Consider the following 25,277-nt stretch of genomic DNA (forward strand, 5'->3'; position numbering starts at 1 on the left):
TGGTCAGCTGCGTCTGAACGCAACTGACCAAGGGCGCGTTCTGATCAGGCGGCGTTGAGGCCAGCTGCAGTGCTGGGCATAGGCACGAACCCGTTCAATGCCTCAATATTGGTCAGCAGGCGGCGTACATTTGCATAGGGCTCCAACGACACACCACCTTCAGGGGCATGCGCGGTGTAGCTGTAGATCGCGACATCGGCGATGGTGGGCGCATCACCAACTAGCCAGTCGCGTCCGTTGAGATGATCGTCTAGCTTTTTTAGGACTTTGGCCGCAGTGGCGTGAGTAAAGTCCGTATCAAAAGGCGCGTTGAACACAGTGATAAGGCGAGCTGCGGCTGGGCCAAAGGCGATCTCACCAGCGGCGAGAGTTAAGAATTTCTGCACCTCGGCCTCAAGAACCGGGTCCGATGGCAAGTAAGACGGCGCGAATTTCCGAGCCAGATAAACCAGTATGGCATTGCTGTCGGTGATAATCGCATCGCCATCCTCCAACACGGGCACCTGACCCAATGGGTTAAGCAACAAAAACGGTTCGCGCTTGTGCTCACCACCGGCAAGGTCAACATCGATGACTTCGTGCTTGATACCTGCCAAGCTGGCAAACAGTACAGCTCGGTGGGCATGACCGGATAACTGAAAACTGTGAATTCGGATCGTGTTTGACATCTTAAAGCTCTTTCTCGGATTTGGGGTTCGGCTGAGGGTCAGCATCTGAGAAACAGACTTAATTTGAATTGTTATAGGCGATAATATACCAATATGATGAATTACTATGAACGTGGCGTAGATAATGGATACTATTCAGGGCATGCGTGCATTCGCGGCAGTTGCCGCGCATTCCTCGTTTACAGAAGGTGCACGGCAAATCGGCATCAGCACCAAACTGGCCAGCAAGTACGTCGGTCAATTAGAGGACCGTCTGAACGCACAATTGTTCAACCGAACCACCCGCAGCGTAACCCTGACCGAGACCGGGCGATCCTATTACGAGCGCTGCCTAACGCTGCTGGAACAGTTCGATGAGCTGGAAAACCTTGTCCAACAGCGACAGACTGAACTGGCAGGGCGCATCCGTATTACCGCGCCAACCGGCTATGGCTCAGCTGAATTGATCCACCTATTAAAGCCATTTCAAACCCAGCACCCCAAGGTGTCGGTCGAACTTCACCTTTCGGATCATCACGTGTCATTGGTCGAAGAAGGCTACGATCTGGCTATTCGGTTCGGGTCATTGAAAGATTCAACGTTGGTTGCGCGCAAACTCATGGATATGCGGGTCGTGTGCTGTGTGTCGCCCGACTATTTGGAACATCATGGAACCCCAAGTGAACCGGCGGCATTGGCTACCCATAACTGTCTGTTGCAAACCGCTGGCGCTAATATTGACCATTGGGCGTTCAAAGGGTCGGACGGTACGTATTCGGTCGCGGTTTCAGGCAATTTTCGCGCGAACTCCCCCCGCGCCGTCGCAAACATGGCTGCGGATGGGCTGGGTATCGGACGTATCCCCTTATACACAGCAAAACCATTTTTGGCCTCAGACCGTTTGAAATTGTTGTTTGAATCGCAAGAGGCGATCTCGTTGGGGCTTTATGCAGTTTACCCTCAAAACCGTCATCTAACCGCACGTATTCGCGCGTTAATTGAACATTTGGTAACACAACTTCGCGGGTCGTGACGTGCTCACATCCTTGTGAGCAACCAATTCGGGGTAAACCATGTATTGCCAAAACATCTACCTACCACTAGGTAGATGCTTTAAGCGCAGTCCTCTGATTAGTGATGCCATCGAAATACCGCCGTCGAAAGGAACACCCCTTATGGAACTCAATTCAGACTTTTCCGCCCGCGTCGTTGTTCATTCTGATCAACTTGAATGGCAGGCCTCACCGATGAAGGGCGTGGACCGACGCATGTTGGATCGGATAGGCGGAGAAGTCGCCCGCGCTACGACCATAGTACGCTACGCGCCAGGCAGCCATTTTTCAGCCCACACACATACGGGCGGCGAAGAATTCATCGTTCTTGATGGCGTCTTTCAAGACGAACACGGTGATTATCCTGCCGGCACTTACGTGCGCAATCCGCCGACGAGCTCGCATACCCCTGGGTCGGAACCTGGCTGCACCATCTTCGTAAAGCTTTGGCAATTTGACATGGAGGACCGAAACCAGTTCCGAAAGAACATGGTCGACGAACTAGCTGCCTCGGTTAACGGTGTGGCAACGGCAACTTTGCACAGCGACGCGCGGGAAGTGGTGACTTACAGCCATCTTGACCCTGGTGCATCTTTAATCTCCGACGCAGAGGGCGGCATCGAACTCCTGGTCATAGATGGTACTGTCACAAGCGGGGACGATACTCTGAATCCGACTGGCTGGTTGCGCCTGCCAGAGGGTCAAAAGTTGACCGCTACCGCTGGCCCTGAAGGTGCTAAAGTCTGGATGAAATCCGGCCATTTACCGTTTGCTCAAGCTCCGGCTGTTTAACGTTTCTCGGGGTGCGGCAGATGGAAACGAAAGTTTTGATCATCGGTGCCGGGCTTTCCGGCCTGAGCCTTGCGATGCAGCTGGAAAGCCGCGGCCATGATTTCTTGTTGGTCGAAGCTCGGGACCGCTTGGGCGGGCGCATCCTGACTGAACAGATTAAAGGCGGTTACTTCGATCTGGGCCCTGCCTGGTTCTGGCCAGGACAGCCACGCATTGCCGCTTTGATCGATCAGCTGGGCTTAAAAAGGTTCGAACAATATTCCAATGGCGCACTCAGCTTTGAAGATGAAACCGGACGCGTCGAAAGGGGACGTGGTTTTTCATCGATGCAAGGTTCCTATCGCGTTGAAGGAGGCATGGCGGCAATCACCGACGCATTGGCAGCCAGAATTAAGTCGGATCGGATTTTGCTATCCACGCCAATTACCTCTTTGAAACATGATGGTAATGGGATTACCGCCACCTCTGAGAATGGGCGATCCATCAGGGCGCAGCATGTGGTGCTGGCTATGCCCCCCCGCGTATCCAGTCAGATAGCGTTCTTACCTGTCCTACCCCAGTCAACGCAAGAAACTATGGCTGGAATCCCAACTTGGATGGCCGGTCAAGCCAAAACTATCGCTACTTATGACAGCCCATTCTGGCGTGATGCCGGTCTGTCCGGCGACGCGATGAGCCGTCTTGGTCCGATGGTTGAGGTGCATGATGCTTCACCTGCCGCAGCGGGCCCTTATGCACTGTTCGGATTCATTGGGCTGCCACCACAGGCTCGCAGGGACGCAGAACATCTAAAGCAGTCACTTTTGGATCAACTGAACCGACTTTTCGGACCGGCAGCTGCTGCGCCAACGTCTCTGCGGATCATGGATTGGGCATTTGAGCCCTTCACCGCTACACAGCTCGATCATCGACCCGTTTACGCACACCCGCACTATGGATTGCCGCGTGCCTTGGATCGTATTTGGGAAGGCCAGTTGATTTTTGCCGGAACCGAGGTTGCGCCTCAGTTTGGCGGCTATCTGGAAGGTGCAATTGAGGCAGCGGAAAGTGCTTTGGCGCTGATCGAAACAGAAAAGGTTTGAACATATGAAGCGTGACACCAAAACCGCTTTGTTAGATGTTGCCGAATATGCGGCCCGCGCGCGTGGTTTCGACGGATTCAGCTACGCAGATCTGGCAGAATCCGTGGGTATTCGAAAGGCGTCCATTCACTATCACTTTCCGACCAAAGCAGCGCTGTCTGCTGCCCTGATGGATAGGTACCATACCACGCTTGAAAACGAATGCAGGACGTTCGAAACCCTGTATGACACAGGGGCCGAGCGCCTGCAGGCCCTGATCAAGCTTTATCGTGATGCATTGAATAACGGCAAAACGCTTTGCTTGTGCGTTGCGCTGATCAGCAGTCGCGAAAGTCTATCAGCTGAAGTGCTCAAAAAGATCGAAGCTTTTCACGCGATGATGACCAACCGGATCGAAGCTATGTTCCAGTTGGGGCTGCAGGATAAGACAATCGAACGCGTAACCGTCCCTAAGGTTGAAGCCCACGCTGCTTTGGCGTTATTGGAAGGCGCACATCTGACCGCGCGGGCCGCAGAAAATTTACGACCTTTCGACGATGCAGTTGGCCTTTTGAATTTACGTTGCCAACAGTCAACTTGACCTGTTCCTTGAACAGCTGGACGACCCTTCAAATCAGTTCGCCTCGAGTGTGCTTGACCTAACAAGGCAGTCGACCAACCCAATCGTAGCACTCACTTCAATAAAGTGCTCGCTAAGCAGCGCGGTCATCCCCATAGTTCCGCGCCTTTGACATTTTTCCAATCCCGGGATTGAACGAGTTGGTCGGATCGCAGCATTTGTAGTGTGCAGCCAAATCAGGCTTGGCTTTGTACAGATGCCCAACGTTGTGCTCTGCCGGATACTCTGCGCCGCGTTTGTCGAACAGCTCTAACATCGCCGCCTTCAGCGCCTTGGGATCGGCGCCTTTTTTAACCACGTAGTCCTGATGCATCACGTGACACATGAAGTGGCCGTAATATAGTTTGTGCACCAATTGGTTCTCTATCTCAGGCGGCAGTTTTTCCAGCCAGTCCTGATCGTTGCGCCGCAAGGCCACGTCCAACGCAATGATGTCCTCTACCTCATCGGCGTGGATCGCCATATAGCGCACGGCGGCACCGGCAGCGGCAAAGCGGTGCAGACCGGCGATTTTGGCCTCGCGGGCGTCGCACTCAAAGAAATCTGCTTCTCGATCTTTCAGGAATTCAGGCAGCCAAGTAGCGGTCTCAGCAATGCCTTCATTTTTCATCTTCAGGATCAAGTGGTGTTCGTACTTGTCCCGAAACAGAGTCATGCGTTTTGGAAGCACACGAGGCCACAAAGACACGGCCAACTGCATGAAACGATCGGTGAAATTGCTAAGAAACGGAACCCGCCGCAGTCGCGCGTCTACTGCACCTTTCATGGCAAAGAAAAACGGCAAGCGGTCCGTGCCCAGCTTGTCGATCATGACGACTGTGTCCTTGCCGTATTTCGCAGTGATGTCGAACACATCGCGCTGCATGTATTCGGCTGAGACCGGCAGGGAATTGAACTCGGACAGGATATGTCGGCGCAGAGCCGCCAGATCACCGGGATCGTTGGTGCCGATATAGAACACCTTTTCGGCCTCATTCTTGGGGAAGGTGTCGAGGCGTACGGCGAAGACAGCCAGCTTGCCTGCTGACCCGGCGGATTCGAACAACTTACCTTTGTCCGCGTTGAACCGCGCTGGAGTTTCGGCATCCACATCGCGCACGATCTGCGCATAATCGCTGGCCGAAGCGCGCTTATTCGTCGCTCCTGGATTGCGGTCGAACTCACCAGCGTCGAGGCTTGCCAGTACTTCCTCAGGCGTGTCGCCCAGATCGATGCCCAGATGGTTGACCAGTACCAACTCGCCCTGTTCGTTGATCTGTGCGTAGACTGATAGCTCAGTATAAACTGGACCCCGTTCTACCAACGACCCGCCAGAATTGTTGCAGACGCCACCCACAATGGACGCCCCGATGCAGGACGAGCCAACTACCGAATGCGGCTCGCGCCCCAATGGGGCCAGCAGTTTTTCCAATGCAAAGAGCGTGGCACCCGGAAAACTAACAATCTGTTCGCCGTTGTTCAGCGGCACCAGAGTGTCCATTCGGCGGGTATTGATCAACACCACATCGCGGTCGTAACTGCCCGAAGGAGTCGAGCCCTCGGTTAGCCCTGTATTGGCGGCTTGCATGATGACGATCTTGTCGGCCGCAACGCAGGCTTGCAGGACTTTCCACTGCTCTAGCAACGTTCCTGGCTGAATCACACACAGCGCCTCGCCCTCGCCCGAGCGGAAACCACGCCGAAAGCGCTCAGTCGCGCGCTCGCCGGTCAGAACGTGGCGCGATCCGACGATAGAGCGGAAATGTTTGATTAACTCGTCATTTGTCATGGCGGCCCTCGTCTCGGGTTCAAGCGCTGCGGAAGCGGATATTCTTGCGGCTTAATTGGTCAACGCTGGTGACACCCATCAGCTTCATGTCGCGTTCGATTTCGGCCCGCATCAGGCCCAAGGCGCGCTCTACCCCCGCCTGCCCTGCGGCAGCCAGCGGATAAAGGTAGTGCCGTCCAACACCCACCGCCTTGGCACCCAGCGACAGCGCTTTCAGCACATGAGTGCCGCGCTGAACCCCACTGTCCATCATCACGTCCAGCTTATCGCCCACCGCATCGACAACCTCAGCCAATTGATCGAAGGGCGTTCGCGAGCCGTCCAGTTGGCGGCCACCGTGGTTCGACAGGATGATGCCGGTGCAGCCGATCTCGGCGGCGCGCTTGGCATCTTCGACGGTCATGACGCCCTTGAGGCAAAACTGTCCATCCCAGTCCCGCACCATTTGCGCCACATCATCCCAATTCATCGACGGGTCCAGCATGTCGGTGAAATACCCACCAATCGAGCTGGCACCGCCGCCCATATCAACGTGCTCTTCGAGCTGAGGCAGGCGGAATTTCTCATGGGTGACATAGTTGATCCCCCACATCGGCTTGATTGCAAACTGGATCATGCCGCCCAGTGTCAGCCGAAACGGGATTGAAAACCCGGTGCGCAGGTCACGCTCGCGATTGCCGCCAGTGATGCTGTCGACGGTCAGCATCATGACCTCGACACCAGCCTCTTTGGCACGCTGCATCATGGCGGCGTTCAGACCGCGGTCCTTATGGAAATAGAACTGATAGACTTGAGGGTTCTTGTGCTTTTGCCGCAGCTCTTCCAGCGATACGGTACCCAGCGAGGACACGCCGAACATGGTGCCGTATTTCTCGGCCGCCGCCGCTACCGCGCGTTCCCCTTGATGGTGGAACAACCGTTGCAAGGCGGTGGGAGAGCAATAAACCGGCATGTCTAGCTTCTGCCGCATCACGGTGACGGACATGTCCACGTCCGACACTCCACGCAGGACCGAGGGCAGCAGGTCACATCGGTCGAATGCGTTGGTATTTTCCCGATACGTCACCTCATCATCCGCGCCGCCGTCGATATAGTTAAAGATCGGCCCCGGCAGCCGCTGTTTGGCCAGCCGCCGGAAATCGTGGAAGTTATGGCATTGGCTAAGACGCATTGGGACAGCTCCTTAATAGGCGACCGACGGCAACCACGTGGCAAGGGTCGGCCACAGGAAGACCAGCGCGAGACCAGTCAGCTGAAGCAACACGAACGGGATGATACCTTTGTAGATGTGCGTCAGCTTTATCTCGGGAGGGCAGACGCCCTTTAAGTAGAACAGCGCGAAACCAACGGGCGGTGTCAAGAAGCTGGTTTGCAGCGTCACGGCAACAAGGATCACGAACCACACCAGCGCCGGTTCATCCAGAACGCCAAAGCCTGGGATGTCTATGCCCAAACCATTCACGATGGGGCGCATCAGGGGCAGTACGATCAGTGTGATCTCGATCCAGTCCAGCACAAAGCCAAGCAGGAAGACAATGAAGAGGATGAACAGGATCGTACCGTTGGCACTAAAGCCGGTGGACTGGACTACATGCTCGATCAACTCGTCACCGCCCAGTTCCCGTAGGACGTAAGAGAACACGGTCGCGCCCAGGAAGATAGCGAAGATGTATGCAGTAGTGTTGAAGGTCGACACCAACACGTTCCACAACTTAGTCAAAGTCAGCTTGCGATAACCCAACGCCAGCAGCGTCGCGCCCAGTGCACCAATACCCGAGGCTTCGGTCGGCGTCGTCAGGCCCGCGAAAATCGAGCCCAGCACAGCGAGGATCAGCATCAGCGTCGGGATGACGGCGATTAGAACGTCTTTCACAGCGGCCCAGTCAGGGGCTTTCGCGCCTTCAGGAACCGGGGCCGCATCACGTTTCACCAGCGCAAGGAGGAAGATGTAGGTCAGATACAGACCACCGATAATCACACCGGGGAAGACGGCGGCCATGAACAGATCACCGACAGACAGAGCCATCTGGTCGGCCATGATCACCAGCATGATCGACGGCGGGATCAGGATGCCCAGCGTCCCCGAGGCTGAGACCACACCAGCCGCCAACGTCGGCTGATATTTCTGTTGCATCATCGATGGCAGCGACAGAACGCCTAACAGCACAACGGATGCGCCGATAATGCCAGTCGAGGCCGCCAGAATGATCCCGATCAAAGTCACGGTGATGGCCAGACCGCCGCGTACCGTACCAAACAGGCGCTGCATCGAGGACATCAGACGCTCGGCCACACCGGATTCGTCCAACATCAGACCCATGAAGATGAACATCGGTAGCGCCACCAGAACCGCGTTGGACATGGTCGCATAGACCCGGTTCACCACGGCACCGAGGGTCAGATAATCAAGCCCGGTAAAGGTGCTTTCAAGCCCTGTCCACAGCATCAGATCGTTGTCGAACAGGTAAGCAAGACCGCAATAGGCGACGCCCACACCGGCCAGCACCCACGCCACCGGATAGCCGGTAAACAGCAGCGCGATGAAGGTCAGGAACATCGCGATGACCAGCTTTTCCTCGGTCGTTTCTACGAGGAAGGTCAGACCTACACAGACGGCGGCAAAAACAGCGAGCACCAGCAAGATACGGCGCAGCGATGCGCCTTCGCGCTCGGACGCCGGTCCGTAAAGCAGTGCGTGACCGTCATGGATCAGGCGCGCCAACGCCGCCAACGCCAACAGGATGAAACTGATCGGAATAACGGCCTTGAAAGCCCAGCGTGCCGGCAGACCCGTGGGACTGTCCGAACGTTCATTGACCCGGAAGCTTTCGTAGAAATAATCGTACCCCTGATCGACCATCAGGTAGATGAACGGCGTCAGCAGGGTCAGAATGCCGATCACCTCGATGATCCGCTGCGCCCGACGCGACAATTGCATATGCAGGACATCAACGCGCACGTGGCTGTCGGTGATCAAGGCATAGGAAATGCCGATCATCGTGACGATGCCGTAGACGTGCCACTGGATCTCATCCAGTTTAGGATAGTTCTGGCTGAACAGGTAGCGCAGCGACACCTGAGCGAAAATCGCCCCCATCAACAAAACGTTTGCCCACATGACCACTTGACCGACGGCCTTTACGCTGGAGTCGATGGCGACGGCGATTTTCTGACGGTCAGTCTCGGGGTGCTCCAGGATGCCCTCATAGGCTTCTACCGGATCGTTTAAGTTCGTTTGATTTGCCATGGTCATTCCTCGCTCAGCAGCCCGGCTAGCGGTCAGTGATTGGTTAGAAATTCCGAAGTGAAAAAGTTAACCGGAGCGGCGGGTTAAGCCGCCCCGGTATCGTCAGCCAGGAGGTTACTGACGAGGGAGGAAGGCGTTTGTCTTCCAAAGGTCGTAGCCGTCACGGAACTCGTTCATGTCGGCCAGTACTTGTGCAAAGAAAGCGTCACTTGCAGCTTCTTCAGCAGCAACCTCTTCCCAGGTCGCGCGGAAGGTATCCAACATCTCGGGCGACCACTGCTTGATGGTGACGCCATTGTTTTCGACGTTGTCCTGTAGCGCAGCGTGCTGGATGGCCTCACCTTCGGCAAAGCTGTCCGCCATCGAAGCTTTACAGGCGCTTTCGATGATCGCTTTGTGCTGGTCGCTGGATTCGTTCCAGACATCCTTGTTGATCAGCAGCTCGAAAACAGTGGCTTGTTGGTGCCAACCGGGGAAATAGTTGTATTTCACTAGTTTGTGAAAGCCCAGACGCGCATCGATGGCGGGCATCGAGAATTCGGTCGCGTCGATGGCGCCTTTTTCCAGTGCGGGGAAGATTTCACCGCCCGGCAACAGCGAAGTTGCAACACCCAGTTTCTGCATCACTTTACCGCCAAGCCCAAAGAAACGCATCTTTAGGCCATTCAGGTCTTCGGGTGAGTTGATCTCGGATGCGAACCAACCCGAGGTCTCTGGGGCAATGATGGCGCAGGGCAGAACATGGACGTTAAAGCCCGCCTGATCATACATCTCTTGGTACAGGCTCATGCCGTTGCCATAGTACAACCACGCCATGTATTCGCCCGCTTCGGGACCAAAGGGAACGGCTGAAAACAATGGCGCGGCCGGGATTTTACCCGCCCAGTATCCTGCGGTGGTATATCCAGAGTTGATCTTACCGGTAGAGACAGCGTCCAGAATTTCAAACGGCGGAACCAGTTTACCCGGCTCATACACCTTCATTTTCAGCGTGCCGCCCGACATAACGTCCAGCTGTTCAGCCACGCGCGGGATCGGCGAGCCTAGACCCGGCAGCTCTGTCGAGAAAGCGATAGGGGTTTTCAGCAGCAACTTGTCAGCGGCAACCGCAGGTACAGCCAGCAGGCTGGCGGCCACTGCCAGGCTCGTCAGAGTCTTTTTCATGAATTCTCCTCCAGGGTTGGTTGGGGCATCTACCCCAATCAGCGGCGCAGGCTCTTCCAGCGCCCCTCCGGTGGTAAACTAACTTTACCAGTTTATTCCAGTCAACAATTTTATTTACCACTGGTCTGCGTTCTGTTTTCTAATTTCACACTTTTTCGACCCCATGAGCACATAGTTTTTCCGACGAAATATCTGTAAACTGGACAATTATGATTAAATTACTGAGTGTTAGATTTTCATTCCCTCACGCTAACACTGGCTTGAAATTTGTGCCAAAATGGTTTTATTTATTTACCACTAGGTTCCGACACCCTTCGATACAGAGGTAAAGCTCATGAGCCCTACAGCGATTTTTGAACCGGTTGGACACGAATCGCTGGCTGAGGCTGTAGTGGCGCAGATCGAGGATCTGATTGCGTCGGGCATTCTGAAACAGGGGCGCAAGCTTCCGTCCGAACGTGATCTTGCCGAAATGTTGCGCGTGTCACGCCCGAAACTGCGCGAGGCTCTAGCCGTTCTTGAAGAGCGGGGGTTGGTGACCACCCAACATGGCGAGGGCACTTTCGTTGCTGCGCTGACGGGCCAAGCCATGATGCCCGCACTGCTTGCGCTGTATGAAAGACACGAGCCCGCTTTCTTCGATTATCTGGAATACAGACGGGAACAGGAAAGTTTTGCAGCCCGCCTTGCCGCGCGGCGTGCGACCACCGCAGATAGAGAGCGGATCGCTGAAATATTGGCTGAAAACGAACGCGCTTGGAAAGAGAATGATACGAAAGCCTCACAAGAGGCAGATTTTGCGCTTCATTCTGCGATAGTAGATGCCAGTCAGAACGCGACCTTAATCCATATTATGGCCTCGATTTACGAACTCACGCGACGGGGAGTGTTCTACAATCGTGACTTCCTGAAAACGATAGACGGTACAGGGGAGCGTCTTTTGGCTCAGCACCTGGAACTTGGACATGCGGTTATCGATGGAGACGAAGAACGCGCCGTCAAAGCGGCCAAGGAACATATCGACTTTGTAGAAGAGTCTTTCAGATTGGGGATCGAACGCAGCCGGCGCGAGGCAATGGCTGAAAAACGAAGACTTTTATCTGAGCGGTAGCTCGATAAGCGGTGTTGCAGGGGCGCATTGGGCACGAATTCCCGCTGCAAAAGCTATGCTAGTAACAAGTGGCATAGCCCGCGAAGACTAGTCTTTTCCAAGCGCAATAGACCCAACTTTTTAAAGGTTATTTGGCCCAGGCATTTTCCCATCTAGAAACCAAGCAATGAGCCAGTTTTTGTTGATCGCTTTTGTTAATGCCGCCTTTCCATAAATTGAATTTCCCAATGTCTTTACCTGCAGGAACACCAATCACCGGGTCATTCACTTCTATATTCGCAAGGTACACGATCATACGGCGCGCCACAGGCGACCAGCGACCAGACTTTTTGGACAAACTCTCAGTTTGTTCGAAAAATCGTGTGAAACTTGGGAAGTACAAAAGACCCACAGCATTGAAATCACATCCAAGAGGCGTGTAGCCTACCCCCTGGTTTAGGTTATCGCAGCTTTGAACCCTTTGGGCTTTCGCCAACGCTGACGTCTGTGCCCCGAAGTTGTCCGGAGCAGGATCAAGGACCGGGATCAGATAAGGCGTCGCGCGTCTTACACTTGCGTTAACGCCCGCCTTTGTATGAGTGACAAAGGTCGAGATTAATTTGAAGCTGGCAATTTCAACGCCTTTGGCCATCAATCTGTGATTGGACTGGATGCGGCTGCGCCCAGCAGACCAAAGCTCTGAGAGTACTTCGATATTTTCACCTAAACCCACTAAATCCGGGCGGGCTTGCTCAAACTCGGTGGCACAAAATGCGGCATACAAATGTCTGCCATGCTTATCGCGGAAGACAGTTGTATTTTGTCCGACCGCTTGGGCGATCAGTTGCCAATGTACGTCACCCAAGTGCTTCAGCCACCAATCTTCGGAAATGCCTCGCAGCGCAAGCTGCGCCATGCCCAAAGTCATAGACGCGCAGCATGTTAAAGAAGTCGCCTGGGGGGCAAAAGCTAGGGTCACGATGCGGCCTGCAACTCAGTTTTTGCTTTCGACTTGATTTGATCCACCAGATAACGAGAATCCTCATCCACACCTAAAAACCGACCAGACCCCCAAGTGTTGAGCCATCCCAGCCCTACGAAATAAAATCCGTCTTCTTCGCAGACCCCACGCTTATAAGCTGGACGTCCACGCTCATCAAAAACGTCAACGTCAATCCAGCTGTAATCCGGGCGGAAACCTATGGCCCAAAGGATGGACGTTATTCCTTCTTTGTCACAGTCAATTTCAGTGACTTCTTGGCTGGGGCTCCAAAGTTTCTCAAACGCTGGTTCCGCTGGGGCATCAATTTTTTCTTTATCGATATAAGCATCAATTGCATTGCGGATACCGACATAGCTTTCGTCTGCATCATCAAGGTTTGCTTCCAGATCAGGCAGGAACTGAATTTTGTTCCCGCCCATACCACTGACGGACCCATAAAGTGACACACCTTCAAGCGCGAACTTGCGCAGGTCGATCTCATGACCGCCGTCACGCCCCGTCATGTAGTGGTTGGTTTTGGTGATAGCATGCTCGGGGTCGGGATGTTTATCGATGGTCATGTGATAGTGGCCCATCTCGTACATCCAGTCGGTTGCATCGCGCCCGCGATACATCCGCGGCGAGCGCGGCGCGGGGCCAACAGCCAGATGCACCTTGCGGCCCTTCAGATGCATATCTTCCATCAGCTGCACGCCAGATTGGCCGGTACCGACAATTAACGTTGCGCCTTCGGGCATTTGTTCAGGGTTGCGATAATCGACTGAGTGCATTTGCAAAATGTATGGATCCAATTGGTCGGCATAGGGCGGCACAATCGGATTGTCATAGCCACCGGTTGCGATCACGACCTGATCGGTTGAGAAGTTGCCCTGGCTGCTGTCAACCAGATAGCCACCGCCCGGTCGTTTGCAGACTTTTGTAACTTCACAATTCTCAATGACAGGCGGATCGAAAGTTTCCGCAAAAGCATCTAGGTAACCCGTTATTTCCTCTTTCACCATGAAGCCTTCAGGGTCGCTACCTTGATATGGAAAATTCGGAAGGCGGCATTGCCAGTTTGGCGTCACAAGACAGAATGTGTCCCAACGATTGATACGCCACGAGTGGAATTTCTTGTGGCGTTCCAAAACGACATGATCCAAGCCTTCCTGAGTCAGATAGTAGCTGACCGACAACCCCGCCTGTCCGCCGCCGACAACAACTACTGATTTATGATTTCGATGGGTCATTTGGGGGCTCCTTAGGAAATCGACAGGCAGGTTACGTCTGCAGGTTCAGTGAAGGCGCTTGCTTTGCGCTCAATTTTGGTAAGTTGGGCGTCAGCACTCGTGCAGCGAAACCCGAATTTGGCTTCGACACGTGTACTGGCCTTTTCCAGACCAACACGGCAACGCGCCACGAAATCATCCAGCGGATAGGTTGCGCCAGCCGTCAGAAAGTCTCGGATCACTGTCGAAGGCGAATAACAGTCTTCGGACTGTCCGTCCGGCCAACGGACGGTAAATTGGGTCTCAGGCATGAGCGGCCTCTTTTTCGGTAAGGTTCAGATACGGTGTTCGCGCGTAGTCCCAGAACAGCGCCGTGCCATCGCGGCCAGTGAGATTTACTGTATTGCCATCGATGACATCCCCACATGTGGCTGCGGCAATGCCCTTGTCTTTGAAGGCTGCACACACGGACTCGGCATTTTCGGGACGGGTGGTCACAAGAAAGCCAAAACTTGGGAAGCTGCGAAGCCAACGCGCAAGGTCGACGCCATCAGGCTTGGGTATCGCTTCGAGCTGAATATCGATTGCAACACCCGAAGCTTCGGCGAGCATCAGTGCTGTTCCGGCAATGCCGCCCTGACTTATGTCTTTGCCTGCGGTTACCAGTCGAGCTTCTGCGAGGGTGGGAAGAATGCTCATGGTGTCACGCAACATCGCTGGCGGCGTCGTCAGGGCGGCGTTCCAATTATCAAAAGGCTCGCGATAGCTGCCGCGCAGGTCAATCGCGCAAATCAGAACATCGCCGGGGGTCGCATCGAAACTGGAAATTACGCGTTTGGCATGGCCAAGAATCGAAACGGACAGCTGCAGTTCATTTGTGTTGAGGTTAGTGTGCCCACCTACGACCGGAACCCCGTAAGCCTGTGCGGCGGCCTTCATGCCAGCCAAAACAGGTTGAGCCCGATCCGCACTTGGGGCCCAGATCGCATTGGTGACGCAACGCGGCCGCCCGCCCATCGACAGGATATCCGAGATATTCACCATCACACCGCACCAGCCAGCAAACCAAGGATCGGCCTGCACAAAAGCGTTGATAAAACCCTCACACGCAAAAAGATCGAACCCATCCTGAGCTGGTAAAACCGCGCAATCGTCGCCGGGTTGACCCTCGCTTGCCGAGGTCAACCCCAAAGTTGAGGTGCTTTTTGCAATATCCAACTTGCCGCGGATCGAAGGATGATCGCGCAGTCCGCGCACCATTTGTCCTAGTGAGTAATGAGGTTTCATCACAACCGCCTCTTGCGCGGCGTTAGAGCTTTCCAACCGGCAAATGGATCAGGAATCGGAGGGTAAGACGCCAGATCGGCCTCCATCTCCATGTGCGGTACTCCGTGGACTTCGATTTCTCTTAACGGTGCCCAATGCAAACGCTTGAACAGTGTCACGTTCTGCATCTGCACTTGCGCAAGAAAACGATCACAGCCGCGACCATGAGCCGAACACACGGCCAGTTGGATCAGCTCTGCGCCAAGTCGTCCTACGCGGCGATGGCTAGGCGCAACGGCCAGCCGCGAACCTCGCCAAATACGTGGGCTTTCTTCGTGAATTCGGACGGTGCCAACGACCTGATCGGCTTCGCTTGCAATAGTACTGATGGCGACCAAAGGCATGGCGATATCATCAATTGCGTCACGGTCGTGGTGTTCAAATATTTCTTGCTCTTCAACAAACACCTGATGACGCAGCTCCTGCACTGCCTTTAGTTCCCATGGTTGGGCAGCGGCACGAATGATAAAGTCGGGTGATAAAAAACCGCGGGCATTTTGAAAGCTCATGACACCCTCAACTTTTCATAGACTGACAGTGCCGAGCATGCGCCGCATTTTGCGCATCCCGCCTTGGCGGATTCCGCGCTCATGCCAGCGCGCAGGATCATGCGCGACAACGGCTTTAATATGCTCGCCATGAAATCAGAGGTTGGCGCCGGATGGCTTTCCAAGGGTGTACCGGAAACCGGCACGAACGGAACGACAAAGGGATAGACCCCGATTTTGCAAAGCTCTTGAGAGGTTTTCAAAATCGCTTCGGGCGTGTCGCCCAGACCAGCGAGGATGTAGGTTGAAACCTGACCGCGACCAAATACCTTCACGGCAGCTTTGAAGCTGTCGAAATACTTCTCCAGGCTCACCTGAGCTTTACCGGGCATGATACGCTGGCGGACTTCTGGCGTAACCGCTTCCAGATGCATCCCCAGATTATCGATACCGGCATTGAACATGTGTTCGTGCCAGATGTCGTCCTCGGGGGGTTCACATTGGCCTTGAATGGGAAGATCAACCGCTGCTTTGACCGCCGCTGCGCTTTCTGTCATGACCAACGCACCGCGATCCTTACCTGCCGGGGTTCCGGTGGTCATCACCATGTGTTTCACACCGTCCAGCTCAACGGCTGCTTTGGCAACCTCCGCAAGCTGCGCAGGCGTTTTATGTGCAATCGTTCGGCCCGCTGCCAGCGACTGGCCAATCGAACAGAATTGGCAGGTTTTCTTTCGGCTTTCATATCGGATGCAAGTCTGCAAAACCGTTGTGGCTAAAACGTCCTTAGAATGCAGTGTCGCGATCTTGCTGTATTCGACACCATCTGCGGTCTTCAAATCATAGAATTTAGGGCGTGACGGAAACCTCACTTTTCCCAGCGACACTCCGCGTTTTGTAACCTCTGCCATACCTTCGCTGTCAGGTGCTTGAACAAGGTAAGGGCTGTCAAAGGCCGGAGCGGTGTGTACGGGAACCATCACGGTTGTGTCGCCGAAGGTGACCGCCTTGTGGTCCGTTGGACCCGCACCGCCCCTGCGGCTTTCCATACCGGCCGTGGGGTCCACAAGCCGCATGCCATGGGTTTGCAATTCATTGATCAGTTCAGCTTCAGACATCTTCAACCTCCACTTCTGCGGCCATCACAAGATCTTGGGTGTCTTCGATGCGGCGTACGGTCTGCGCAGGCCGTGCGTCATGCACGAGATGCAGCAGTTCAGGGCGTGCGTAATGCCCGACGCTGTCCATCATCCTCTTTCGCTTGGTCACCAATTTCATGTCGAGGTCGGCGATTAGGATGCCTTCACCTTCGGTCAAAGGCGGCACGACATGGCGACCTTCGGGCGAAATGATACAGGTCATGCAACCGTCGCGCAGACCTTTCTGCAGTTTTGGATCTTCGGAAACGCTGGCGATTTGCTCTTCGGTCAGCCAACCAGTCGAGTTCACGACGAACGCCCCGGCCTCCAGAGCGTGATGCCGCATGGTGACTTCGATTTGTTCGGCAAAAACCGGGCCAACAAGGCTGCCAGGGAAATGGCCCACATGGATTTCTTCGTGTTGGGACATAAGCGCATATCGCGCCAGAGGATTATAGTGCTCCCAACAGGCCAGTGCGCCAACACGGCCAACTTTGGTCTCGACGACCTTTAGGCCTGCCCCATCGCCCTGCCCCCATATCATTCGTTCATGATAAGTCGGTGTGATCTTGCGACGTTTAAGCGCCAAGGAACCGTCGGCGTCAAAGATCAGTTGGGTGTTGAAAAGCGACCCATTATCTCGCTCATTCACGCCGAGAACAACAACAACACCGCGTTTACGCGCAGCTTCCGATACGGCCTGCGTTTCTGCTGACGGCACAACCACCGCCTCTTCATATAGACGCAGATGTTCGGGGCCCTGTTGAATAGGCGGAAGAACAAACGAAAAATAGGGGTAATAAGGAACAAAGGTCTCGGGGAAGACAATCAGTTCAGCGCCTTTTTCTGCAGCATCGGCGATCGCGTTCAAGACGCGCTCGATGGTGCCTGCTTTACTGGTCAAATCCGGTGCAATCTGAACAGCGGCAGCACGGACGATTTGATCATTCATAAGATCAACCTTTGCTAAGGAATGGGCGACGCCGTTGCCGCCCGAAGGGGGGAGAGTGAAAAGGACTGAACGGACCGGAACGACTTCGTTGCCGTTCCGGCGTCTGCGACTTACATGGTCCAAGTGTCGACGATTACCGCGTCGTCCCGAATGTGCAGCAGCTTTAGATCCAAAACGTCTTGCGGTGCGATAGGTTTGATACCTGGCAACAGCGACGGCTCGCCATGCCCCATCAGCATCTGCAGCGCAAACCGGCAGGCATAGACTTTGCCGCCTTCATTCATAAATTTTTTCAAATTCGCCGCGTAGTTTTGCGCGCCCGGGAATGCTTCGTCTCCTAGTGTCGGAAAGCCACGTTGAACACCAAGCGATACACCCGGACCATACAGAAGGATCGAGGTTTCAAATCCTTTGCGTTGCAAACGGATTGCCTGAAGGATGTTGACCAAACCAATCGATCCTTCGAAGGCCACGGTGTGAAAAGTAACGAGGGCTTTTTGGCCTTCTTCCGCCTGGACGTCTTCGAAGACCTTTTCGTCGTAATCTACAAAAAAATCGCCGTCCTTATGGGCTGGGGTCGTAACTGCGGGCATTGCGTTCTCCTGTCGTTCGCATGTGTCTTGCCCAAAGCTAGACGTCTTCCAGACGGGCGGGCCACTCATCCATACAATTATACATTCAATGAACTTGTATTGATTGTATGTGTCTGCTCACAAACTAGGCATATTACGCTTATAACCATTAATAATTGCGCAATAGTTGACTCCTGGAGCTTCTGACGAGCGAGTATCTAACTCCTGCATTGTATGCAATTTCTCCATACAATACCAATGACGCACACTAGGAACGCAGGTGAAAAATGGAAAATTGGGCACATCGAATCGAACATTCAGGGAAACCGCGGTATCTGGCTATTGCGGATTGCATCGCGCAAGACATGAAAGATCGCGCTTTACTGCCCGGAGATCGCCTGCCACCGCAGCGCCGACTTGCCGACATGATCGGCGTAGATTTCACAACCGTTTCTCGCGGATATACAGAAGCCATCAATCGAGGATTGATCGAGTCACACGTCGGCCGCGGCACCTTTGTCCTACCTCAAAAAAGCATCAGTAACCTTAGTGACGAACGGCGCGCTCTGGCCAATGATCTTACGATGAACGCCCCACCGGAACCAACAGATCCGGAATTGTTGGAACGTATGCGTGCCGGGCTTTCAGCCGTATCGAGTGATCTTGTTCACCTGCTGCGGTACCAAAATCCTATTGGCGGAGAGATCGATAAAGAAGCTGCGTCGATCTGGTTATCCATGCGTGGTCTGGTTCCAAACCTTGATCGTGTCGCGGTTACACCTGGAGCGCACGCAACGATGCTCGCTATCCTGACGGTCTTGGCCCGTCCAGGAGACGTTATACTTTGCGAGGACGTCACGTATGCAGGGTTCAAAAAGATTGCTGCACAGCTGGGGTTGGAATTGATTGGGCTACCAATGGATGAAGATGGCGTTCTGCCGGATGCGCTAGAGCAGGCCATAGAACGCTACAAGCCCAAGGCTCTGTATTTGAATCCGACCTTGCACAACCCAACTACAATGATTGTGCCTCAAGACCGCCGCCTGGAAATCACTGACATAATGAAACGCTACGACCTGCCGCTGATAGAAGATGACGCATATGGGTTTGTTCTGCCAGACGCACCGCCCCCTATGGCCACAAGTGCGCCCGAATTGACGTGGTACATCGGCGGCCTTGCAAAGTGTATCGGCGCGGGATTGCGTCTAGCTTATGCAGTTGCGCCGAATGCACGTGCGGGCTTTGCGATGGAAAACGGCATTCGCGCGGTTTCTGTAATGGCATCGCCCGTTTCCATGGCGCTCGCAACGCGTTGGGTGTTGGATGGCACAGCAGATCAGATACGCCGATTTATCCGTCAGGAAACTGCAATCCGCCAAGACATCGCGGCACAAGCTATCACGGAAGCAACTTTCGTCGCGAACCCCCACGCCTTTAACTTGTGGCTAAAGCTCCCGGAACCGGTGACTTGTGCTGCGTTGATGTCGCATATGTCAAACCATGAAATCGGCATTATTCCCGAAAGCGCATTCAGAATTGAAGGCGATCAAGAACGCTACGTTCGTGTTTGCTTAGGCGGCCGTCTGCCGCGGTCAGTATTGCCGCATACACTTACGAACCTTAACCACCAAATTTGGCAGCTGACCCTCCAGCGATGAGCGTTGATGTGGTGTTTTCTGGTTATTTGGAATTGAGAAGAAGGGTTACGAATTCTTTCAAATGAGCACAGCATCCGTACGTCCCCCTCTTTAGTATCGCGGCCAGTCTTGGCGATCTGACGGGAATTGGTTGAAAAACCGCCCGAGTATCAGAAATCACTCTGATCTGGGATGCCGCCTACTTCTGCTGCGTCCAAGAAGAAATCCCAAACTTGCCTCTTTGGGTTTTGGGCGACTTTGACTGCATTATTAAACGCCCAGAGGCGTTTGCATCACCGCATCGCCTTAGAATCCGTCTTTCAGATCAATACTTTTAACTCGTACCGTAAGCCGAGTAGTCCTGCGTAAAGGTCAGATCGGCTTTCCGACTGTCTCTACGGACAACCTCGGCGTTGGGTAGGTCATTCGAGGCCGCGCGTTGCAGTGCGGCTTCTGGGTCAAAGCCATACTTAATCCACCGATTTTTCAGCCTTTCTTTAAGTTCTTCGAAGGTTGGGCAGACAAAAACGGTTGCGGCAAAGACATTCGCCAATGTTCTCCAAGGGTCACTGTCCATCAGGAGGTAGTTTCCCTCAACGACGACAATCGGAGTTTCTGGGTGGACGGCAATCGCGTTGGCGATGGCCAGATCCATCTGTCGGTCGAATTTAGGAAGAAAGGTTTCGTGCCGCGCGGACTGCAATCCTTTGATCGCACTGCAAAACCCTACCGCGTCAAATGTTTCCGGTGCGCCCTTTCTCGCCAATAAACCCCGCGTTTCCAGCACGCGGTTGTCTAGATGATAGCCGTCCATAGGCACAAGCGTAGCCTGTGGGACATCTGAACCCTGTTTGGTGTTAAGCAATTGCACAACGGCTTCGGCCAGGGTCGATTTCCCGGATGCAGGAGGGCCGGCGATTGCGACAATCGTCCGGGCCTCCGCCTGCCTACGAGTGGAAATCAGATCGCAAACGCGCTTGGCATCCTGCTCAATCACGCGGCATCCTCTTTTGGGGGCTCCTTGGCGCCGGTCATAAAGGCCACGGCGTCTGACATCGTGTAGTCCTTTGGGTCGATCGTACACAGCCTCTTGCCCAACCGGTGGACATGGATTCGATCAGCGACTTCGAAGACATGCGGCATGTTATGGCTGATCAGGATGATCGGAATGCCGCGTGCCCGAACATCTTGGATGAGTTCAAGCACCTTCCGGCTTTCCTTTACCCCCAAGGCAGCCGTCGGTTCATCCATGATGATGAACTTGGTCGCAAAGGCGGCAGCGCGGGCAACCGCTACGCCCTGGCGCTGGCCACCAGACAGCGTTTCAACTGCCTGATTGATCGACTGCACGGTCATCAGCCCAAGCTCGGTGAGCTTTTCACGGGCAAACTTCTCCATGGCAGGCCGGTCAAGCTGACGCAAATACTTGCCCATAAAACCTTGTTTTCGGATCTCGCGCCCCATGAACATATTATCTGCAATTGACAGAGCAGGGGACATTGCAAGTTGTTGATAAACTATCTCAATTCCCATATTTCGGGCGTCAATTGGTGAAGTGAAGTTGACCTTCTTGCCTTCAATCAGGATTTCGCCTTCGTCCGGGATTGTTGCGCCGCAGATCGCTTTGACAATGGACGATTTTCCCGCTCCGTTATCTCCGATGACTGCAAGGATTTCTCCTTGGCGAAGTTCAAAGTCGGAATGGTCGATGGCGGTTACGTGGCCATAGCGCTTCACGATCCCGCGGCCTTGGACGACTGGAGTTGCGTCTGACATTAGCCCGATACCTTTCTGATCCACTGGTCAACTGCGACCGCTGCGATGATGAGAAGCCCGATAAGAAGGAAGGTCCACTGCGCATCGGCGCCCAGTAGCCTAAGCCCAAGGGTGAATACGCCAACGATCAGCGCTCCGAACAACGATCCGAGTATGGAGCCGCGTCCGCCAAACAGAGAGATACCTCCGATCACAACCGCAGTGATACTTTCAATGTTGGCCAATTGGCCGGAGGTCGGCGAGACCGATCCGATACGCCCGATCAAAGCCCAGCCGGCAAAGGCACAGATCAATCCGGACAGCATGTAGACCGACATCAAAGTTCTGTGGACGTTCACACCGGACAGCTCGGCAGCCTCAGGATCATCTCCGACTGCATAGACATGTCGCCCCCATGCAGTGTGCTTGAGCGCGTAAGCTAACACAAAGATCAGGACGAGCATGAAGATAACGCCGACTGTAAACGTGGCCCCACCGATGCTGAATTTTGTCCCGAAGAACTGAAGGAACGGGGCGTTCGCTTCAATGTCCTGACTGCGAATAGTTTCGTTCGCGGAATACAGGAAGTTGGTTGCGAGAACGATCTGCCACATTCCGAGCGTGACGATAAATGGGGGTAGCTTCACGCGGCTGACGAGCCAACCATTGAGAGCCCCAATAAGAGTCCCCATTGCAAGCCCGCACATTACCGCGATGGGAACGGGGATGCCGTATCGGAACGTGAACTGCCCCATGATTACGGAAGAAAAAACCATTATCGCGCCGACGCTCAGGTCGATACCTGCGGTCAAAATGACAAGGCTTTGCGCTGCAGCCACTATGCCAACGATTTGAACCTGTTGAAGGATCAATGTCATTGCGAAGGGAGAGAAGAACTTTGAACCCAAGAGCAGACCGAAAATCAATATCGCGCCCACCAAAACGATGAGTGGTACAAAGGACGGATTGACATGGAGAAGATGCTGTAACTTCCCCAATACGCCACGGCGGTGGTCCTCAAATTCCGCAACAGTTTCCGTTTTACTGGCGGCCTCTTCAAATTCCTGGGCAGTTTGGTTTGCTTCAGACATATCTCCCCCTTTTCGTGGTTGGCATTGCGACCACGAGGATAGTTTACAGGAAGTTTCGGTTTGCTGGCGAAAGTAATGGTGAAGCGCTCAAGCGCGCCTCACCGAATGGGGTTGTTTTAGCCCCAGCAGAGCTCCAAGCCTTCTGCGACAGAAATAGAGTCCACACCATCAACGGGTTGGTCCGTGATAAGCGCAACGCCGGTATCGTAGAAGTCTTTACCCGGAGTGTTTTCGGGTTTCACACCTTCGTCCGCCCATTTCTTTACGGCCTCAACGCCAAGTGACGCCATCAATAGCGGGTACTGCTGGCTGGTCGCGCCAATCACGCCGGCCTGCACGTTCTGTACTCCAGGACAGCCGCCATCAACCGAAACGATAAGCACATCATTTTCGCGTCCAATGGATTTCAAAGCTTCGTAAGCTCCAGCCGCAGCCGGTTCATTGATTGTGTGAACAACATTGATTGCGGAATCCTTGGCAAGCAGGTTTTCCATAGCGCGACGGCCACCTTCTTCGTTACCGTCGGTCACGTCACTTCCAACAAGCCGCGCATCTGTCTCGTCGCCAATGACATTCGGATCTGCCAACTCTACGCCGAAACCATCGAGGAAGCCTTGGTTGCGAAGAACGTCCACGGTAGGCTGACTGACGTTCAAATCGAGCGTTGCGATTTTAGCATCTGCCGCCGCATCGCCCATCTTGGCTTTCGCCCATTGTCCGATCAGCAAACCAGCTTTGTAGTTATCAGTAGCAAAGGTTGCGTCTGCGGAATCGATCGGGCTTAGCGGTGTATCCAGTGCGATAACAAGTAGGCCTGCGTCGCGAGCCTGCTCAACTGCAGGGACAATCGAACTTGTGTCCGAAGCCGTCAGGAGAATTCCCTTTGCTCCGTCGAGGATGCAGGTTTCAATAGCCTGAACTTGGGTTTCGTGATCACCGTCTACTTTTCCGGCAAACGCCTTCAGCGTCATGCCAAGCTCTTCCGCCTTGGCTGTCGCACCCTCCTTCATTTTGACAAAGAAAGGATTGGTGTCCGTCTTTGTGATCAGGCAGACAGTCTCCCCGGCGGCCTGAGCAGATGCGGCCGCCATTGTCAGCACCGTTGCAGATGCGGCAAGCTTGAGTAAGTTTCTCATTTTGTCCTCCCATAAAATTTTGTTGTCCCGCTTGTCGTACCAGCAGAACCCACCTCCATCCTCCAATGCAGGTCATATTTACAAGACAGCGATTCTAGTCTCGCTGTCAATAAATAAATAAAGTTTATTTATTAATTTCCGCGAACGCCTTTCCATAGTAAAACAAGGTAGTTATGTTCGATATTATGGAGAAAGATGCTCTGAAAATACTGACTGGAGGGGTGAGTCAAAGTGGCGTTCGTGACCATAACGAACGTCTGATTTTGACTGTTTTACAACGGCATGGGCCTGCGGCAGGTGCCGACGTCGCGCGACTGACTGGTCTTTCTCCTCAGACGGTCTCAATCATTTTGCGCAAACTAGAAAAGGACGCGATTCTTAAGCGAGGAACCCCTCTTCGCGGCAAAGTCGGCAAGCCTTCGATCCCGATGGAGCTGAACCCCGACGGCATTCTGTCGGTTGGAATGAAGATCGGCCGGCGCAGTGCCGACCTGCTTCTTATTGACTTCACCGGCCAACCGCGCCGTCAACTTTCCACGACCTACGACTATCCATTGCCGGAAGCAGTTTTTGGTTTTTTGGAATCCGGCTTGGAAACGCTTTTGGCACACGAACCTCAGAGACTTCGCGATCGCGTTTGCGGAATTGGGATTGGAACTCCTTTTGAGCTGTGGAAGTGGCACGATCTTTCAGGACTTGCTGCCAAGAAATTCAGTTCCTGGAAAAATGTGAACTTCTTTTCTGAAGTCGCTAGGTTCAGTGATTTACCGGTGTTTGTCGTCAACGACGCAACCGCGGCCTGTCACGCCGAGCATCTGTATGGTCGCGGAGCCGAATATCGCGATTATTTCTATTTTTTCATTGGCTCAATGATTGGTGGCGGAGTGGCTTTGAATGGAACTGTATTTGAAGGCAATCAAGGGAATGCCGGTGCATTGGGCGCAATGCGCACAACAGGTCCTTTGGGTGAAAGCCAGCAATTGATCGACACCGCTTCGTTGTTTTTGCTTGAGGACAGGCTGATTGAAGCGGGGGTCGATCCAAGCATTCTTTGGAAGAAGCCGCAGGATTGGAGTAGCATTGCGCGGTATGTTGAGCCGTGGATTGGCACAACAGCGCAAGAATTAGCCAAAGCCGCACTGTCGATTTGTGCCGTTATCGACTTTGAGGCAATATTCATTGATGGCGCATTCCCGCCTGATGTACGTGACGAGCTAGTTTCAAGGGTTCGTCGTTACCTGTTCAACCAAGACAAACGCGGTTTGATACCTCCGGTCGTGGAAGCAGCGGCAGTCGGCGAAAACGCCCGTGGTATAGGTGCCGCCAGCAGCCCAATTTTCCGCCAGTTTCTGTTGAATACCAACGCAGGGCTTTCAGCAATGTAGCCAAAGCCGTTTGAAGCTTATTGTTCTCTACACAAACTAACCTTTGGCCCTTCTAAAAGCGACATTCTTCCATCAGCTTAGCAATACAACCACGCCGATTGCGCAATGACTTCATGTTGAAAGC

The 25,277-nt window shown here is 53.9% G+C and carries 24 protein-coding genes; 7 read left to right on the top strand and 17 right to left on the bottom strand.

Translation table 11 applies throughout. The features are described from left to right. Positions 1–44: 44 nt before the first annotated feature. Positions 45–668: a glutathione S-transferase family protein gene (locus ACR0L3_RS10895; RefSeq protein WP_480745740.1), complete on the bottom strand. Its 624-nt coding sequence runs from the start codon at positions 666–668 to the stop codon at positions 45–47. A 124-nt stretch (positions 669–792) separates the two neighbouring features. Here ACR0L3_RS10895 and ACR0L3_RS10900 point away from each other — a divergent pair, with 124 nt between their 5' ends. From ACR0L3_RS10900 to ACR0L3_RS10915, 4 genes are all read left to right on the top strand, one after another. Further along, positions 793–1,680 (top strand): LysR family transcriptional regulator, encoded by an 888-nt coding sequence (locus tag ACR0L3_RS10900; RefSeq protein ID WP_480745741.1) that lies wholly within the window; start codon positions 793–795, stop codon positions 1,678–1,680. 142 nt (positions 1,681–1,822) lie between these two features. Next, on the top strand, positions 1,823–2,491 hold the full coding sequence (locus ACR0L3_RS10905) for a cupin domain-containing protein (protein WP_480745742.1): 669 nt from the start codon (positions 1,823–1,825) through the stop codon (positions 2,489–2,491). 20 nt (positions 2,492–2,511) lie between these two features. Next, entirely contained in the window at positions 2,512–3,573 is a 1,062-nt protein-coding gene (locus tag ACR0L3_RS10910) for a flavin monoamine oxidase family protein (RefSeq protein ID WP_480745743.1), read from the top strand. A 4-nt stretch (positions 3,574–3,577) separates the two neighbouring features. Further along, on the top strand, positions 3,578–4,153 hold the full coding sequence (locus tag ACR0L3_RS10915) for a TetR/AcrR family transcriptional regulator (RefSeq protein WP_480745744.1): 576 nt from the start codon (positions 3,578–3,580) through the stop codon (positions 4,151–4,153). A 112-nt stretch (positions 4,154–4,265) separates the two neighbouring features. Here the strand turns inward: ACR0L3_RS10915 and dld are convergent, their stop codons facing one another. From dld to ACR0L3_RS10935, 4 genes are all read right to left on the bottom strand, one after another. Further along, positions 4,266–5,960 carry a D-lactate dehydrogenase gene (gene dld / locus ACR0L3_RS10920; protein WP_480745745.1) on the bottom strand — a complete coding sequence of 565 codons (1,695 nt, stop codon included), beginning with the start codon at positions 5,958–5,960 and terminating at the stop codon, positions 4,266–4,268. Between the two features lie 19 nt (positions 5,961–5,979). Continuing rightward, positions 5,980–7,131 (bottom strand): alpha-hydroxy acid oxidase, encoded by a 1,152-nt coding sequence (locus ACR0L3_RS10925; protein ID WP_480745746.1) that lies wholly within the window; start codon positions 7,129–7,131, stop codon positions 5,980–5,982. 12 nt (positions 7,132–7,143) lie between these two features. Further along, positions 7,144–9,207: a TRAP transporter large permease subunit gene (locus tag ACR0L3_RS10930; RefSeq protein ID WP_480745747.1), complete on the bottom strand. Its 2,064-nt coding sequence runs from the start codon at positions 9,205–9,207 to the stop codon at positions 7,144–7,146. A 114-nt stretch (positions 9,208–9,321) separates the two neighbouring features. Beyond that, positions 9,322–10,371, bottom strand: a complete 1,050-nt coding sequence (locus tag ACR0L3_RS10935; RefSeq protein ID WP_480745748.1) for a TRAP transporter substrate-binding protein — start codon at positions 10,369–10,371, stop codon at positions 9,322–9,324. 334 nt (positions 10,372–10,705) lie between these two features. Between ACR0L3_RS10935 and ACR0L3_RS10940 the strand changes: the two genes are divergently transcribed. After that, positions 10,706–11,482 carry a FadR/GntR family transcriptional regulator gene (locus ACR0L3_RS10940; RefSeq protein ID WP_480745749.1) on the top strand — a complete coding sequence of 259 codons (777 nt, stop codon included), beginning with the start codon at positions 10,706–10,708 and terminating at the stop codon, positions 11,480–11,482. 127 nt (positions 11,483–11,609) lie between these two features. Here ACR0L3_RS10940 and ACR0L3_RS10945 read toward each other — a convergent pair whose 3' ends face one another. The 8 genes from ACR0L3_RS10945 to ACR0L3_RS10980 all read right to left on the bottom strand — a co-directional run bounded on the left by ACR0L3_RS10945 (position 11,610) and on the right by ACR0L3_RS10980 (position 18,170). Then, the gene (locus ACR0L3_RS10945; RefSeq protein WP_480745750.1) at positions 11,610–12,377 is read right to left on the bottom strand and encodes a Pnap_2097 family protein; all 768 of its coding nucleotides are present in this window, start codon (positions 12,375–12,377) and stop codon (positions 11,610–11,612) included. A 59-nt stretch (positions 12,378–12,436) separates the two neighbouring features. Further along, entirely contained in the window at positions 12,437–13,693 is a 1,257-nt protein-coding gene (locus tag ACR0L3_RS10950) for an MSMEG_0569 family flavin-dependent oxidoreductase (protein WP_480745751.1), read from the bottom strand. 11 nt (positions 13,694–13,704) lie between these two features. After that, the gene (locus ACR0L3_RS10955; RefSeq protein ID WP_480745752.1) at positions 13,705–13,983 is read right to left on the bottom strand and encodes an MSMEG_0570 family nitrogen starvation response protein; all 279 of its coding nucleotides are present in this window, start codon (positions 13,981–13,983) and stop codon (positions 13,705–13,707) included. Then, positions 13,976–14,959 (bottom strand): sll0787 family AIR synthase-like protein, encoded by a 984-nt coding sequence (locus ACR0L3_RS10960; protein WP_480745753.1) that lies wholly within the window; start codon positions 14,957–14,959, stop codon positions 13,976–13,978. Before ACR0L3_RS10960 ends, ACR0L3_RS10955 begins: the two co-directional genes overlap by 8 nt. Beyond that, positions 14,959–15,507, bottom strand: coding sequence for an MSMEG_0567/Sll0786 family nitrogen starvation N-acetyltransferase (locus ACR0L3_RS10965; protein WP_480745754.1), 549 nt, complete (start codon positions 15,505–15,507; stop codon positions 14,959–14,961). Before ACR0L3_RS10965 ends, ACR0L3_RS10960 begins: the two co-directional genes overlap by 1 nt. Further along, positions 15,504–16,604, bottom strand: coding sequence for an MSMEG_0568 family radical SAM protein (locus tag ACR0L3_RS10970; protein ID WP_480745755.1), 1,101 nt, complete (start codon positions 16,602–16,604; stop codon positions 15,504–15,506). Before ACR0L3_RS10970 ends, ACR0L3_RS10965 begins: the two co-directional genes overlap by 4 nt. After that, positions 16,597–17,577, bottom strand: coding sequence for a Nit6803 family nitrilase (locus ACR0L3_RS10975; RefSeq protein WP_480745756.1), 981 nt, complete (start codon positions 17,575–17,577; stop codon positions 16,597–16,599). Before ACR0L3_RS10975 ends, ACR0L3_RS10970 begins: the two co-directional genes overlap by 8 nt. A 110-nt stretch (positions 17,578–17,687) precedes the next feature. Continuing rightward, positions 17,688–18,170, bottom strand: coding sequence for an MSMEG_0572/Sll0783 family nitrogen starvation response protein (locus ACR0L3_RS10980; protein WP_480745757.1), 483 nt, complete (start codon positions 18,168–18,170; stop codon positions 17,688–17,690). Positions 18,171–18,436: 266 nt separating this feature from the next. On the opposite strand from ACR0L3_RS10980, the gene ACR0L3_RS10985 reads away from it, so the two are divergent. Further along, positions 18,437–19,807: an aminotransferase-like domain-containing protein gene (locus ACR0L3_RS10985; protein WP_480745758.1), complete on the top strand. Its 1,371-nt coding sequence runs from the start codon at positions 18,437–18,439 to the stop codon at positions 19,805–19,807. 313 nt (positions 19,808–20,120) lie between these two features. Here the strand turns inward: ACR0L3_RS10985 and ACR0L3_RS10990 are convergent, their stop codons facing one another. From ACR0L3_RS10990 to ACR0L3_RS11005, 4 genes are all read right to left on the bottom strand, one after another. Then, positions 20,121–20,783, bottom strand: coding sequence for a nucleoside triphosphate hydrolase (locus ACR0L3_RS10990; RefSeq protein WP_480745759.1), 663 nt, complete (start codon positions 20,781–20,783; stop codon positions 20,121–20,123). Beyond that, a complete protein-coding gene (locus tag ACR0L3_RS10995; protein WP_480745760.1) occupies positions 20,780–21,562 on the bottom strand; it encodes an ATP-binding cassette domain-containing protein in 783 nt (260 codons plus the stop codon). The genes ACR0L3_RS10990 and ACR0L3_RS10995 overlap by 4 nt, the downstream gene beginning before the upstream one ends. Continuing rightward, positions 21,562–22,632, bottom strand: a complete 1,071-nt coding sequence (locus tag ACR0L3_RS11000) for an ABC transporter permease (RefSeq protein WP_480745761.1) — start codon at positions 22,630–22,632, stop codon at positions 21,562–21,564. The genes ACR0L3_RS10995 and ACR0L3_RS11000 overlap by 1 nt, the downstream gene beginning before the upstream one ends. Before the next feature lie 116 nt (positions 22,633–22,748). Continuing rightward, positions 22,749–23,768 (bottom strand): substrate-binding domain-containing protein, encoded by a 1,020-nt coding sequence (locus ACR0L3_RS11005; RefSeq protein ID WP_480745762.1) that lies wholly within the window; start codon positions 23,766–23,768, stop codon positions 22,749–22,751. A 185-nt stretch (positions 23,769–23,953) separates the two neighbouring features. Between ACR0L3_RS11005 and ACR0L3_RS11010 the strand changes: the two genes are divergently transcribed. Beyond that, complete coding sequence (locus ACR0L3_RS11010; RefSeq protein ID WP_480745775.1) at positions 23,954–25,153, top strand: ROK family transcriptional regulator; 1,200 nt, start codon at positions 23,954–23,956, stop codon at positions 25,151–25,153. The last annotated feature ends 124 nt before the right edge of the window (positions 25,154–25,277 follow it).

It is taken from the genome of Ruegeria sp. CK1, from assembly GCF_056536545.1.

Bases quoted from the DNA above. Each gene is read 5' to 3' on its own strand.
- ACR0L3_RS10960 (WP_480745753.1), bottom strand. From the start codon at position 14,959: ATGAAACCTCATTACTCACTAGGACAAATGGTGCGCGGACTGCGCGAT.
- ACR0L3_RS10895 (WP_480745740.1), bottom strand. From the start codon at position 668: ATGTCAAACACGATCCGAATTCACAGTTTTCAGTTATCCGGTCATGCC.
- ACR0L3_RS10940 (WP_480745749.1), top strand. From the start codon at position 10,706: ATGAGCCCTACAGCGATTTTTGAACCGGTTGGACACGAATCGCTGGCT.
- dld (WP_480745745.1), bottom strand. From the start codon at position 5,960: ATGACAAATGACGAGTTAATCAAACATTTCCGCTCTATCGTCGGATCG.
- ACR0L3_RS10925 (WP_480745746.1), bottom strand. From the start codon at position 7,131: ATGCGTCTTAGCCAATGCCATAACTTCCACGATTTCCGGCGGCTGGCC.
- ACR0L3_RS11010 (WP_480745775.1), top strand. From the start codon at position 23,954: ATGGAGAAAGATGCTCTGAAAATACTGACTGGAGGGGTGAGTCAAAGT.
- ACR0L3_RS10980 (WP_480745757.1), bottom strand. From the start codon at position 18,170: ATGCCCGCAGTTACGACCCCAGCCCATAAGGACGGCGATTTTTTTGTA.
- ACR0L3_RS10950 (WP_480745751.1), bottom strand. From the start codon at position 13,693: ATGACCCATCGAAATCATAAATCAGTAGTTGTTGTCGGCGGCGGACAG.
- ACR0L3_RS10910 (WP_480745743.1), top strand. From the start codon at position 2,512: ATGGAAACGAAAGTTTTGATCATCGGTGCCGGGCTTTCCGGCCTGAGC.
- ACR0L3_RS10995 (WP_480745760.1), bottom strand. From the start codon at position 21,562: ATGTCAGACGCAACTCCAGTCGTCCAAGGCCGCGGGATCGTGAAGCGC.
- ACR0L3_RS11005 (WP_480745762.1), bottom strand. From the start codon at position 23,768: ATGAGAAACTTACTCAAGCTTGCCGCATCTGCAACGGTGCTGACAATG.
- ACR0L3_RS10970 (WP_480745755.1), bottom strand. From the start codon at position 16,604: ATGTCTGAAGCTGAACTGATCAATGAATTGCAAACCCATGGCATGCGG.
- ACR0L3_RS10915 (WP_480745744.1), top strand. From the start codon at position 3,578: ATGAAGCGTGACACCAAAACCGCTTTGTTAGATGTTGCCGAATATGCG.
- ACR0L3_RS10965 (WP_480745754.1), bottom strand. From the start codon at position 15,507: ATGAGCTTTCAAAATGCCCGCGGTTTTTTATCACCCGACTTTATCATT.
- ACR0L3_RS10975 (WP_480745756.1), bottom strand. From the start codon at position 17,577: ATGAATGATCAAATCGTCCGTGCTGCCGCTGTTCAGATTGCACCGGAT.
- ACR0L3_RS10900 (WP_480745741.1), top strand. From the start codon at position 793: ATGGATACTATTCAGGGCATGCGTGCATTCGCGGCAGTTGCCGCGCAT.
- ACR0L3_RS11000 (WP_480745761.1), bottom strand. From the start codon at position 22,632: ATGTCTGAAGCAAACCAAACTGCCCAGGAATTTGAAGAGGCCGCCAGT.
- ACR0L3_RS10905 (WP_480745742.1), top strand. From the start codon at position 1,823: ATGGAACTCAATTCAGACTTTTCCGCCCGCGTCGTTGTTCATTCTGAT.
- ACR0L3_RS10930 (WP_480745747.1), bottom strand. From the start codon at position 9,207: ATGGCAAATCAAACGAACTTAAACGATCCGGTAGAAGCCTATGAGGGC.
- ACR0L3_RS10955 (WP_480745752.1), bottom strand. From the start codon at position 13,983: ATGCCTGAGACCCAATTTACCGTCCGTTGGCCGGACGGACAGTCCGAA.
- ACR0L3_RS10935 (WP_480745748.1), bottom strand. From the start codon at position 10,371: ATGAAAAAGACTCTGACGAGCCTGGCAGTGGCCGCCAGCCTGCTGGCT.
- ACR0L3_RS10945 (WP_480745750.1), bottom strand. From the start codon at position 12,377: ATGGCGCAGCTTGCGCTGCGAGGCATTTCCGAAGATTGGTGGCTGAAG.
- ACR0L3_RS10985 (WP_480745758.1), top strand. From the start codon at position 18,437: ATGGAAAATTGGGCACATCGAATCGAACATTCAGGGAAACCGCGGTAT.